Raw genomic sequence first — 13,731 nt, forward strand, 5'->3', positions numbered from 1 at the left:
CATCCCCAAGCATCCCTCCATATGTTCTCTCATAAAAGACAGTCTCTATATAAAATACAAATGGAAGTGTTAACAGTATTACAGTTATTGCATATTGAAAGGGTTCTTCGTATATAACAAAAAAATATTCAATCAAATACGGAATTGGAATACCTATAATAAAAATAATACTTCCTATAAATGATAGTGCCGTAAAAAAGCCATGCCATTTTCCCCATTCATCCCAATATTCTATTTCTTTTCTTGCATGCCAATTCCAATTCCAAATACATTTCTTTCTCATATTCCTCCTCTCATAGTATTCAGGCAGAAGTATCTCTTCTGCCTGAATAAACTCGTTTACTTTAACTTATGCCATGCATATTTTACGAAATTTCGCGTTTCTCGGTGACGACTTTTTCACCTTATTAGCAACTTTTTTTCTTCCAGATGCTGAAGTTATACTCTTAACATAAGGAGTTGAATTCAGTTTTATTTTTGGTTTTGTCACACTTGTAGTCTTAGCTTTTGCTGCTGATGGCTTTGAAGTGATTGCTGCTGAAACTCCTACTACCGCAAGCTCTGCCGTCTGACCAAGTGTATATCCTACTGCCGCATTTCCAATTATCTGTGCTGCTTTCGTCGCTAAAATTACCTTCTCTGGAGAAGTCCACCTATTAGCTGTAACACCCACAACATATGTAGCACCTGCTTCTAAAGCTCCACACATAATCCGAGTCATAAAATTTCCCTCTGTATTAATAGCCGTGTTAATTCCATTGATGATTGCGGCACCAGCTACAAATCCCTTTATTACTTTATCCATGGGATCCAATGGAGCTAATGCTCCTGAAACCGCACCCACTAAGCAAGACTTTGCTAGCTCAACACCATCAATTTCTCCTCCACTAGTAAGCACATAAGAAAATCCACTAACTGCAGCTCCAACAACAGCGCCGACAATACATGGAATTGGAAACTCTCCTGCATAGTCTTCTCTTGCTACTGGATTATTATCGCAGTATGCGTACAGATTTTTGCTTCCTAATTCCTGTGGCTTTGCAAAAATTGTACCAGGATCATCCGCACTCCAATGACATTGTCACCATGGCTCGTTCTATCTCTCAAGTTTCAAAAAAGATTCATCCCTCGAGTCCATTTTCTTTGATCTCTAATTTCTTTATCCCAATATTGGCGAAATTCCTCCTCGCGTTCCTTTGAATAACCTATCAACATAACTCGTTTCCTATGATTAACATAAAAGTATGCACTTCTCGTTTTTGTTTTTTTCTCTTTTTCGCTACAACCTTTTTTTAAGATAAAAAAGATCTCATTTTCACCAAATGGATATTTTGCTCCAGTATCTATAGTTCTTCGCTCAATCCGATCAATTTCATTCCATCTTATTTCTTTGCAAATATGCATACAATATTCAAGCTGAATTCCTCTTTCGTTTAAATAATAAACTCCAGAAGAAGTTATACCGTTATATACCTGTGCGTAAATAATATATTCGCAAGGACTCAAAAATGGCAATAGAACTATAAATTGAACTCCTGCGCTACACATTGCGTTTTGAAATGGCATTTGATACTTTGTCGCAGCTTCAAGAAACAATGCAATTAATATTGCAATTGGCCCTGCAACTCCAATAACGATAAATATTCCAAGTACTAACGATTCTAGATATTTAAACCATCTATCCTCTTCATCTAAATATTCTATTTTTCTTTTTCTATACCAATTCCAAATACACCGTTTCTTCATAATTCTCCCTTCGTGCCGCTCAGGCAGGAGTAATCTCCTGCCTGAACATTGTCTTTTTATTTTAGCTTATGCCATACATACTCGCTGAAACTTTGTATTTCGTCTTGTTGGCTTCTTCACTTTATTGATAACCTTTTTTCTTCCAGATACCGTTGTTATCACTCTGGTATTTGACCGTTTAGTGGTTCTCGCATTAGACGTTGCAGAATTTGTCTTCTTTGACGCATTTGCACCGGACTTTGCTGCCGCCGAAAGTCCTATTGCCGCAAGCTCTGCTGTTTGACCAACCGTATAGCCAACTGCTGCATTTCCAATTATCTTTGCAGATACCGTTTCCAAAACTACTTTTCCTCCCGTCCAATTATTAGCTGTAACACCTGATATATATGTAGCACCTGCTTCAAATGCTCCACAAAGAAAACGAGTTCCAATGTCTCCTTCCGTATTAATTACAGTATTAATTCCATTAATTACTGCTGCACACGCTACCAGCGGTTTTATGGCCCACTTCATTGGATCCAGCGGCGCTAACGCTCCTGAAATTGCACCTACCAGGCATGACTTTGCCAGTTCAACACCATCAATTTCACCTCCACTAGTAAGCACATAAGAAAATCCACTAACTGCAGCTCCAACAACAGCGCCGACAATACATGGAATTGGAAACTCTCCTGCATAGTCTTCTCTTGCTACTGGATTATTATCGCAGTATGCGTACAGATTTTTGCTTCCTAATTCCTGTGGCTTCGCAAAGATCACATCCGTGTCATCCGCATTCACAAATCTTCCGACTTCCGGATCATAATATCTGCTTCCCAGACAATACAGTCCAGTCTCTGAATCATAGACATACTTTCGGTAGCAAAATGGATTCAATGTTGCAAGAGAAACTCCACTGGTATCTTCTGATGAAGTAACCTTGCCCCAGCTGTTATACTGGTATCTTACCACTACCTTATTGCTGCTGTCAATCAGTCCCACAACATCTCCAAGACCATTATACAGATAGAAATAGTCTGTCTTTCCATTTAATCGAAGCAGGAATGGCTTGCCTTCGGCATCGTACACAAACTGTACCGTAATCTTAGTAGTACCTGTGTTTCCAGTTGTGGTTCTCACCAGACCGCTCAGTGTACTTCCATTATAGTAATACTTTGTTTCTGTATTACCGCTTGTCTTTTTGACGCGCTTTCCATCACTGTCGTAGGCAAAGGTAACCTCTCCTGCTGTTCCAACAATTCTTTTTAAGCGGCGTCCTTCTCCCCAGGTCAGTGCCATTCCTCGCAGCACAGTCGGATTACCGCCTGCATCATAGGCATAGCTCTTTCCATTCCAGGACAGTAACTGATCCTTCCAGCCATCGGTGCGATAGGTAAAAAGATCCTGTGTCTGTACCGTTGAAACCGCTCCCTCTGTATAGGCATATGTCTTTCGGGAAGTCATGTTGCCGCCTGCATCGTAGGCATAAAGCACCGTAATTCCAAGTACACCATTGTTTTCACGAATCAGCTGATTGAGTTCATCATACTGATATGTGATGACCTTCGTACCGGATGTAATCTTTGTGATATTTCCCACATTGTCATACTCATAGCTCCAGCTCTCGGTTCCATTTGACATCGCAGAAAGAAGACTGTCCGTATCGGTCAGATGACGAAGGGTTCCATAAGTAAAGCAGTTTTCTCGCTTCTGTCCACCCGGAAGTGTCACGGTTTCCTTTGTGCATCGTGCCATCGCATCATAAGCTAAACTTTGTCTCTGTGTTCCATCGACAGTAAGTCCATAAGATAATCCCGGTCGCTGTGTCTTTGATGCATCTCCATACACCAGTCCAGTCTTTGTCTTTGATCCCTCCAGACTCTGCACCAGTCGATTTACGCGATTATAACTGTCATAACCAATCTCAAGTGACTGCACTGTATGAGTGTTTGCCACGGTTGGCTCACCTGATGCCCCGGTATTCTTTTCCAATGTAGTACTCTGTACGAGTCTTCCGGTCATGTCATACTGATCTTTGTCAATTCGTCCATTTACCAGATCGGTTTCCTTTTCCAGTGTACCGTAATCATCATACTCATAACGCACGGCATCTGTACTTTCTCCATTCCATCGTCTGGCTCGGATGCGCTCCTCTTTGTCATACAGAATTTCCTGCGTATCGCCATTTCCATAGGTAACTGTCTTGAGTGGACCATTGTTTGGTGCATAGCCGTAGCGTTCAAGAGTCTTGTCGCCCGCCTTTACCATTGTCTGGTTTCCAAATCCATCATACTCAAATGCGTAAGTGGTTCCACCATGCTTGATACTCTTGATTCGGTCTCCCTCATCATATGTATAGGAAACATCCCTTGTCTGCCCGGATGCAGTTGCACTTACGCCTGTTAAGCGATCTGTTGATGCCTCGTAATGATACTGTGTACTATGATTGTTGGAATCGGTCATCTTTGTCAGAAGACGGTTATCACTGTCATATGCATAGGAAACGCGTTTCTGTCTGGCATCCATTACACTCGCTACATTTCTAAAATCACTTGTATAGCCCATGTAAGAATAAATTCGTTTTTCTACCTTCTCCAGTACAAAAACCTTGTTGTCCTGAATATCAGAAAATGCCACACTAGACGGGGTTCCTGTTGCAATAACTGCTGCCAGATTTGCATAATCTCCCAATTTTACATCAAACTGATAACCCAACTTGTTCTCGATGACATAGCCTGTTCGAAGTTTCTTAAAGCAGAACTTCTGACTGTCTGCGTCACTCTTTTCCTGTAAAGTCGGACGATCATAACCATCCGTTCCCTTACTGCAGATATCCACATACAGGGATGGTCTAAAAACAGTCCTTATATAGTACCAGTCTGTGCCGTTTTCCGACTGTGCCTTTGTCAGAAGAAATTCCTCGGCAGGCCAGAAGGAGCTGTAGGTCTGCTGCAGACCATCTCCAATTCTCATGGTGCCATTTGCTGCACGTACATACTGACCGGAATGGCGTGCACGGATACGAAGGAGCATTCCATCCTGTGGTGCCGCACTGACATCACCCTCATCTGCCGGCTCAAAGTACCAGATACTTCTCGGCTCACTGTCAGAACCGGCCGTTCCCAGTTCAATATTCGCCCTGATTGCAAATACATCATTCGGCGCACTTCCTGCGGAAACCATTACACACTTTTCGTCATTGCTGCACTTGGCAAGAAGCTGGTAGCCGCCTCCTTCTACTGCTTTTAATTTGAATTTCTGTGCATCATGACCGTGATCCGGATACAGCTGAATGTTAGTTCCATCTGCACTCCATCCATTTAAAACGTCAAGCAGTTTTGACTTTGTTCCAGACTGGGATACCAGCTTGATATAGCCTTCTCCGGCATCCTCCACCTTCCACTTCTGATCATCTGAGCCATTGAATGTATACTGCTGAATATTGGAATACGTGGTATCGCCCTGCTGGGTATCTATATATTTTCCGGAACGCTGCTGGCGAATATAGTACACTCTTCCCACTGTAACTGCGGCTGAATTTTTATCTGCCTCAATGGACATAGTTGTCGGCTGTCCCTTTTTGTTGTACCAGAAATAGCTTCTCTGACCCTCGGCACTCTTTGCATACAGCGGCATTCTCTGCGCATTGTAATAAATATCATAGGCAGTGCCGTCCATTGCAGCCATACGGCTGATCTGATCCTTACTGTTATGCTGGAAGGCATTGTTTTCTCTTGTCTTTTTGGCTGTGTTTAAGTTTCCCTTGCTGTCATAAGTATAACTCCAGCTGTCATCTTTTATAAACTGGACATCTGTAAAATATCCCGGATTCATCTGATTGTCATACATAATGTAAAGATGAACCGCAGTATACTGCTTGTGTGTTACAGAATCCTCATCATCAGTAGATATCACACCGGAAACATACTGCCAGCCGCTTCGATATGGATCAAAATCCACATTTTCCCACTTATGGGTTCCGTCGGCATAGATGACTGCTGCTGCAATACGAAACGTCTTTCCCGGAATGGCTTCTGCCTTTGCAAAACAACCGAAACGGAATACGTCACCTTCGCCGCCCTTCGCATAGATTCCCTGAAGCACACGCTTTTCCTTATCCGGCTCTCCTGTGATTCTAAGACAACTTCCTCTCTCACTGTCCGTTACTGTTGTATCGGATGCGACCAGATTTACATGGTTCCAGTCATTTACACCGTTAGTGCTGTTTCTTGCAAAGCGGCCATTATTCACCATGTTAAAATCACTCATGCGATCTCCTGTCTCCAGCTGGAAACAGTCAAACCATGCGGTACCTGTTGTGTTGAAAATTCCACCATAGATTGTGACAACCTGTGCGCTGCTTACGGTAAAGGTCTGGCTGATTCGCTTCCATCCCCTGTCAATATCGGTGTCCACATTTCCTGTCAGAAATTCCAGTCCATATGCCATCGACTTATCCGCAAAACGAACTGCCAGTCCTGCTCCTGCCTGTGCATTATTTGAAACCGCTGCGACATCCTTTACAAAAGTATAGGCAGAAAGTGTATAAGTTCCTGCTTCTAACCAGACCTCCTGAATCACAGCGGCAAAGCTGTTTTTCTGTGTCTTTGTGACTCGAATGGAGGTATCGGCAAAGTATCCCTTGTCCGTAACACGTTCAACGCCCCATGCAGACGCTTCTGTCAGACCGGATGCATTGCCCCAGCCGTCTTCAAACTCACCCATCGCATCAAAGCCGGTATTCTTTAGCAGATTGGTTACAAGTTTTCCTGTCAATGACGACTGTCTCAGCTTATGACGTCTGGCACCATCATCATAATGACTGAAAGTGCTGACATGACCGGCATTGTCTGAGATCTCAGAAGGAGAACCAAATCTATTAAATTTCCATGTATAAACATGGTTGTCTGCTGATGATGATAACTTTCCATCCAGACCCGGCTCTGTATATACAGTTGTTCCAAGCTCTGGATAAGTAACTTCAATCTCAGTTCCTGTATGGAAACTCCCTGCTGCATCCGTATATCCTTCACCAATTTTGGCGATACGCTGCACACCACAATCGGTACGGTATCCATAAGTGATTCTTTTCTTGTCCGGGTTCTGCGCCCAAATTAACTGATCTCCATTGTAACCAAATGTACTGCTCTTTCCATCTGGATAGGTAATGTTAGTCAGATGACCGGCGGCATCATATGCAAAGGAAGTACTTCTCTTATTTGCCGTAATGCTGACAAGCTTTGTCAGATCGCTGTTGTAATTAAATACAACTCTCGCACCTGTCGGATCTTCTGCATACTGAATGTAATTTCCGGCACTGTTTGGCCCATACTGGCACTTCATTGCATTTCCATATGTATCCTTGATCTGACGCAGATAGCCGTCCTGACCAAAAATGTACTGTACCTCATCCTTATCCTTCATGATCCGATATGAATCATATTCATTGCTGGAAGTCTGTGTAATTACAAGACCAAGTCCGTCCTCATCCTTGAGCTTATTGGAATCGGAGGTATCTTTGTAGAAATAGTGATTTGTTCCATCTGCATCTGTTAAGACATACGGAAAATCACTGTTTCCGGATTCCTTTAATTCCTGCATCAGACTCAGACGAAAGCCTTTTCCGAAACGACTCTTTGTATCACAATCAGAAAGATTGTACACATGACTGACACTGACCGGCATCAGAATACCACTTGTGCCTTCATCTTCATGAATAAATACAAGATTTCCATTATATCGGTTTACATAACCACTTCCGGTACGTCCTAACTCCTGCTCGTGATAACTATAATAATCCTCAAGACCCTTTGTACTTCGATAGTACACGATTCCAATCGGATAGCAGTCCGCAGTCAGACCGTATTTATTCACCGGCATATCAGAGGAGACCAATGTCGCTGTTGCATACACGTTCTCATTGACTGCTTTTAATGCAATTCCATGGTTGGAAGACGGATTATTGTACCAGCCACGAATCAGCTTTGTCACATCAAATGTCTTCGGCACAGCCATGCCATTGGTATTTTCCAGTGTCAGATAATCTAGTGCTTCTGGCTTAAAGGAAGGCTGATTGTTCCATGTCAGAGTACGCTGATCCCATGCACCTGTTACCTCATGAGCACTGACACGAAAGCCCTGTCCATTGTCTGCTGAAAACTGATACTGATATAAGTTTAATCTTGCGTCCGTGATTACCGCTCCCTTTTCTAACTTCGGAAGTGTATTAAACTTTAAAAAGGTACGGCAAACCTGATACGGCCTGTTTCTTCCAACCTCCAGCTCACTAAAGTTATAGCCATAGCTGCTGTTTGGATCTTTTGAACGCACAAATGCATCATCAATGGTGGTCTGCTTTTTCTCAATACGCACCGTCGGATCAATCGTAACAGGATAGGTTCTTTCTTCATCCATAAGCCATGCTTGATCCATCATGATCGTGATCTCAGATATTCCATTTCCTGCCGCGATCTTGTAATCTGCCTTTAATACCGCACCGTTCTGATCAAATAGAATCGGCTGATCCAGGTAAAAGACGATCTCCTCATCAGAAGTTTCTCCTGTCTGCTCTTCCTCTAATTCTTTGCACAATACAAGGCTGCCGTCTGCAAGCTTTTTGATTGCAAGACTAGGATGTTTCATCACAAAGGTAAACTCGGCTGTTGCCGCCTCTTTGTTTTTCAATAAAATCTCTTCTTTCATTACCTCTGATTCCAATCGGTAACGAATATCTATACCCGGAAGGATTTCCTTAAAGTATCCTGCTGAAGATAGCGTAGCAAGCTTCAAAAGTTTCTCTTCTGATGTCTGCATACGGATCGGACTGATCTGAAATTCAGAAGTTTTAAGATATTTTGAGCGCTCAGTTTCTTCTGACAACATAGCAGTCATAATATCCTGCGGTTTTAATCCCCATGATACTGTAAAACCGTCCTTCTCTACACTCGCAAGCTCTGTAAATGCTGCAGATTCAGTTGATGATGCAGGCATTTTTCCTGTTTGATTCAACTTAGATACAGATGATACTTCTGCCTGATCATGCGCAGATGCGACTGATACGATACCCTTTAAAGCCTTTGCAAACTTTGGATTTCTTGCAATTCTTACCTTCATTCTTCCCTGTGTATTCTCATAGAAAAGCTGATCCTTTGAAAGTGCAAGAGTATTGTCGATGGACTTCCACACACCATTCTTCTGAAAGTGAACTGCCTTCGGATAGATTACTGCTGCCTTTTCTCCATTCTTAATCTCAAAGACACGAGAAAAACGTCCTCTCTCTTTTACACATTCACGTACAAACATACGATTTGTAGTTGCGGCTTCTGCATTAACTGCACCTTCTGTATTGATTACAGCCTCAGTCTCGCCATTTTCAGGCATTTTCTTTGTTTTAATTGTTTCATTTAATCCATTCATTATTCTTTTTCCTCTCTCTTTTCTAATTTTTCATTTTCCCTTTTTATTAACTGTTCCCTTTTGGCCTTTTGTTTTCTTGGCATCTGATACACTTTTTGCTCTTCACTCTTTTGTCTTAGCAAATCAATCGCACCACTCAATACCTTTGGCACCGGCACGCCCATCAGCCCAAGATTTTCTGTGATGGATAACAACTCATTCACAAGATATGCCGCCATTACCGCATTGCAGATAAAATTGGTTCCGGCAATAAGATCCATCCGATATGACACTAATACAATGAGTAGTGAAATCCCCTTTCGGCAAAGCCCTTTCCATCCACTTCTGCTTTCCAGCCCTCCTTCGGCTGACTTTTTACTCTTGTGAAAAATTCCTGCTGCCATCATCCCCGTCAGGTAGTCCAGTGCCATGCATAAAATCAATGTCTCAAGCATCGCACACCTACTTTCTCTTTAACAGGTCAGCTCTCACATATCCGGCATATGCTCCTGCAATGGAAATCATGTTCCAGACTGCTCCATCACTTCCCTTTTGTGTACCAAGCACTTCCACAAGATTTCCATTATTCAGACGAGGATAGCTTTCTAAAAGTTCCTTGTCACTTCCGGCTTCTTCATACACAAATGTCCATCCGTCTGGATCATCCACTGATGCCACATAGCGGGCAAACGGCTGTGTTTTCTCATCATCTGGAATTGGCACGCCCCAAAAGGTGTGATTTTTTAACTTTCCCATGTTTACGTAATGGGTATCCCAGTAATTTCTCCAGTAGCTGCTGCCTCTGTCTGACATAAAGAAATACACGTAATGATCTGTAAAAATCCTCTGTCCCTCCAAAAAGACTCGAATCACAGCCTCAAGGCAGCTGCTCCCACGAATATCCTGCTCAGTCGGAGTCGTGTAGGCATTTTGAATCACTTCTTCAAGTGTTTTTCCAAATCCAGATCCATCTGCTCCAATGATGTTGTGATACAGTTGATCATACATCGTCTGTGCCACTGCCATCTGACCGTTCAATCCTTCGGTTGCTGCTTCCGCAAACACAGTTCTGGCTGCCAGATTTAGTTCTTTTGCTGTCATTTTTATTCCCTTTTCCTTTCTCACCGCTTCCCTCTTATTTTTCTCTCCGTGCTGCGGTGTAGCACATCCTGTCAGACCTCCTTGCTCTGACATTGCTTATCATATCAGAACAAGCATTCTTTTAACAGTGAACGTGTGCCACTTTTGGGGTGAACATGTTACACTTTTTGCAATTTTTTATTATTTTCAGCACAAAAAATGAGACTCCTGCAGCTTCAATTTAAACTGTAAGAGTCTCATTTTTTTGATATTTTATCTAGCCGCGTCTTCACATCCAACAAGATAATCCAATGACACATCATAGACATCTGCTATTGCCAAAAGTACATTCACACTGCCTTCATTCCCCCGTTCCAGCCTCTTAACTGTATCCACCGATATATTTGCCTGTTCTGCAAGCATTGACTGAGTAACATGACTTCTCTTTCTCAACTGACGTATTCGCTCTGCGCTTCCCTTCGTATTGTAGTATCGTTTCATCCGCAATTCCCTCTTTCGTTACACTTATGAACATTAGTTCTAATCATTGTTGTAGCACATTTGTTCTGCTGTGTCAACCCTTATTTGCGAACTTTTGTTCTTTTTTTTTGTAAATCAGCATTCCCACTTAAAAATTTTTCTCACACAAAAAAAACGCCATAGCCGCTCTTGCAGCTTCTGGCGCCTTTTGCATAACTTAATTGTAAACCACCGGGACAGTAATCAAGCCACTGTACCCAATTAAAAGTCCGCCAGACCTGTCCCCATGGTCACCCACTACTTACCACACATTTTGTCATACAGATCTGCTATTATTTCTGCCGGGCTATTTCCCGATACTACAATACACGTTCCTATAACGTCTTCCTCATCAGAAAGTAATTCATCATATCTCGTCATATCCTCTGCCGTTTCCCAATCTTCCTCTGGAAAACGTGCTTCAATTGACTTGATCTCATCTGAATCCAATGGTTCCCAATAATCCACAAATTTGAATGTATTCTCACTGTCTTTTTCAAAGGTTGCTGACACCGCATATTTTCCTGTATAGTCTGCATTGCTTTCATATGAGGTAATTCCAAACAATGTAATTGTATCATCCTGTGTTTCTTCTGATATCACAAAAACCTTTGCAGAAACATCAATGTCATTTTCTGAGTTTTGATACCAAGTTTCGTGCATCCATTTAACTGCCCATCCCAAAAGATTAGCATCATCACTGCATCCATCTGGAAAATAAAAATAGGTGTCTTTTGTTGTTACATAAACAACACCGGTATCAAGCTGATCCTGATCAATCTCTAACAACTTCTGATTATCAATTACGTCTGTGTTTTCCTCTGATATGCTCTGAGGTTCTGTCTCTGTAATATTTTCCGATGCAAAAGGTACTTGCATCATATTCATTCCAAACAATAACGCTCCTGTCGAAATACCAAATACAGTTCTCAAAATCTTATTATGACTCATCTGTTTTCCCTCCTTAAAATTTTCTACAGCTCTTGTTACTCTATAGTTGTAAAGTAACACACTATACATATCTTGTCAATTTAAGATTTTCTTAAACGATTATTAACTTAAACTGTCGTTTTTCGAACCTCCGCCATAAATTTTCTGGCTTGCGCACCCTTTTCAGGTCTGCTATAATGGCAACGACACCATTGTAATACATCATCCCAAAGAAAAGAGGGGCAATTCATGAAAACAAAAGTATTTATTGACGGAAGCGAAGGCACCACAGGACTTCGCATTCACGAGCGTCTTGACAATCGCGACGACATTGAACTGTTAACTATCGCACCAGAGCTTCGAAAGGATCCTGCTGAGCGCAGCCGCCTGATAAACTCTTCTGATATCACATTTCTTTGTCTTCCTGACAGCGCAGCCAGAGAGGCTGTTGCACTTGTAACAAATCCGAATGTGCGCATTATTGATGCTTCGACTGCGCACCGTACTGAAGCTGGCTGGGCTTATGGTTTCCCGGAGCTTTCCGCTAAGCACCGCGAGGCTATTAGAACCGGCAAGCGCATCGCTAATCCTGGCTGCCATGCATCTGGCTTTATCTCACTCGTTTACCCGTTGATCGCAGGCGGCATTCTCCCGGCAGATTACCCTGTTGCCTCTTTTTCTCTGACTGGTTATAGCGGCGGCGGCAAAAAAATGATTGCGCAGTATGAGGCATCTGACCGTGATGCAGAGCTTGATGCACCTCGCGAGTATGGTCTTTCTCAGCAGCACAAGCACTTAAAGGAAATGCGCCTTATCACAGGCTTATCCCGTGCTCCGCTGTTTACCCCTATTGTTTCCGATTATTACAGCGGAATGGTTGTCAATGTTCCTCTGTACACTGATCTGTTAAACACCACTCAGACTCCAGAATCCTTACAGGCATTTTTTGCTGACTACTATGCAAATGAACCTTTCGTAAAGGTTATGCCACTCGGCGCTGAAAGCGAAATGTCTGGATTTTTAAGTGGCAATCATTTAAGCGGCTATGATGGCATGCAGATCTATATCACTGGAAATGAAAATCGTATTCAGCTGTCTAGTGTCTTCGATAATCTTGGTAAGGGTGCTTCAGGTGCAGCTATTCAGTGCTTTAACATTATGACTGGATGTGATGAAACGAAGGGACTAAATCTTTAAAACAGCGAATACAAAATGAGAAAGGATTTATTTATGTCACTTCGCCATCAGCCAAAGGCTGCTTTGATTAACGATTTTTCTGGCTTTGGCCGCTGTTCTGTAACAGTGGCTCTGCCCATTATATCTCAAATGAAGGTTCAGTGCTGTCCGGTGCTGACCTCCGTTTTTTCCAATCATACGGGATATCCGTCCTTTTACTTTGACGATTACACAGAGAAAATGCCATCCTACATCGCTGAGTGGAAGAAGTTAAATCTCCACTTTGAATGTATTGCAGCTGGATTTTTAGGCTCTGAGCGTCAGATTGAAATCGTAAAAAATTTCATCCGCGATTTCAAGGATGAAACTACTAAGGTTTTAATTGATCCTGTTATGGGTGATCACGGACGCACCTATCAGACCTTCACGCCAGAGATGTGCAGTCAGATGAAGCAGTTAGCACATTTTGCTGACATTCTTACACCTAATCTGACGGAAGCCTGCATTTTAACTGACACGCCATATCACGATGGTCACTGGCAGATGAGTGAGCTGTCTGAACTAGCTCTTTCACTGATTGCCATGGGGCCGTCTAAGGTAGTAATCACTGGTGTCTCTATGGGAACTTTTATAGGAAATGTTATATGTGAATCAGGCGGTACACCTTCTGTAGTGAAAAGAAAACGCGTTGGACAGGAGCGTTCTGGAACAGGCGATATCTTTGCTGCGATTTTGACGGCAGACTGTGCCAACAATGTAGACTTTGAGACTTCTGTGCGAAAGGCAAGCGCATTTGTGCAGCGCTGCATTGAAATAACAGAGGAATTTGAATGTCCTAGAACAGACGGTGTCTGCTTTGAGGAGGTTTTAAACGAATTAAAGGCGTAGCTAAAGCTACGCCCTTTC

At 42.5% G+C, this 13,731-nt stretch carries 10 protein-coding genes; 2 read left to right on the forward strand and 8 right to left on the reverse strand.

The features are described 5' to 3' along the window. The 8 genes from WJP93_RS11230 to WJP93_RS11265 form a co-directional block, all read right to left on the reverse strand. The coding region (locus tag WJP93_RS11230) for a hypothetical protein (protein WP_337548369.1) at positions 1 to 283 on the reverse strand (283 nt) is incomplete at its 3' end. 66 nt (positions 284 to 349) lie between these two features. Then, complete coding sequence (locus WJP93_RS11235; protein WP_262539221.1) at positions 350 to 898, reverse strand: hypothetical protein; 549 nt, start codon at positions 896 to 898, stop codon at positions 350 to 352. Between the two features lie 212 nt (positions 899 to 1,110). Continuing rightward, entirely contained in the window at positions 1,111 to 1,746 is a 636-nt protein-coding gene (locus tag WJP93_RS11240; RefSeq protein ID WP_262539220.1) for a hypothetical protein, read from the reverse strand. A gap of 66 nt (positions 1,747 to 1,812) precedes the next feature. After that, complete coding sequence (locus tag WJP93_RS11245) at positions 1,813 to 9,141, reverse strand: DNRLRE domain-containing protein (RefSeq protein WP_337548371.1); 7,329 nt, start codon at positions 9,139 to 9,141, stop codon at positions 1,813 to 1,815. Next, the gene (locus WJP93_RS11250; RefSeq protein WP_262539167.1) at positions 9,141 to 9,575 is read right to left on the reverse strand and encodes a phage holin family protein; all 435 of its coding nucleotides are present in this window, start codon (positions 9,573 to 9,575) and stop codon (positions 9,141 to 9,143) included. Before WJP93_RS11250 ends, WJP93_RS11245 begins: the two co-directional genes overlap by 1 nt. A gap of 7 nt (positions 9,576 to 9,582) precedes the next feature. Beyond that, positions 9,583 to 10,245 carry a hypothetical protein gene (locus WJP93_RS11255; RefSeq protein ID WP_337548373.1) on the reverse strand — a complete coding sequence of 221 codons (663 nt, stop codon included), beginning with the start codon at positions 10,243 to 10,245 and terminating at the stop codon, positions 9,583 to 9,585. 228 nt (positions 10,246 to 10,473) lie between these two features. Continuing rightward, complete coding sequence (locus WJP93_RS11260; RefSeq protein WP_118615341.1) at positions 10,474 to 10,701, reverse strand: helix-turn-helix transcriptional regulator; 228 nt, start codon at positions 10,699 to 10,701, stop codon at positions 10,474 to 10,476. A gap of 276 nt (positions 10,702 to 10,977) precedes the next feature. Then, complete coding sequence (locus WJP93_RS11265) at positions 10,978 to 11,670, reverse strand: hypothetical protein (protein ID WP_337548376.1); 693 nt, start codon at positions 11,668 to 11,670, stop codon at positions 10,978 to 10,980. A 228-nt stretch (positions 11,671 to 11,898) separates the two neighbouring features. On the opposite strand from WJP93_RS11265, the gene argC reads away from it, so the two are divergent. Beyond that, entirely contained in the window at positions 11,899 to 12,846 is a 948-nt protein-coding gene (gene argC, locus WJP93_RS11270; RefSeq protein WP_118615365.1) for an N-acetyl-gamma-glutamyl-phosphate reductase, read from the forward strand. 33 nt (positions 12,847 to 12,879) lie between these two features. Beyond that, positions 12,880 to 13,713: a pyridoxamine kinase gene (locus WJP93_RS11275; RefSeq protein WP_066557542.1), complete on the forward strand. Its 834-nt coding sequence runs from the start codon at positions 12,880 to 12,882 to the stop codon at positions 13,711 to 13,713. Positions 13,714 to 13,731: the final 18 nt, after the last annotated feature.

This window comes from Anthropogastromicrobium sp., from assembly GCF_037349415.1.
In the GTDB taxonomy this organism is placed as follows: domain Bacteria; phylum Bacillota; class Clostridia; order Lachnospirales; family Lachnospiraceae; genus Anthropogastromicrobium; species Anthropogastromicrobium aceti.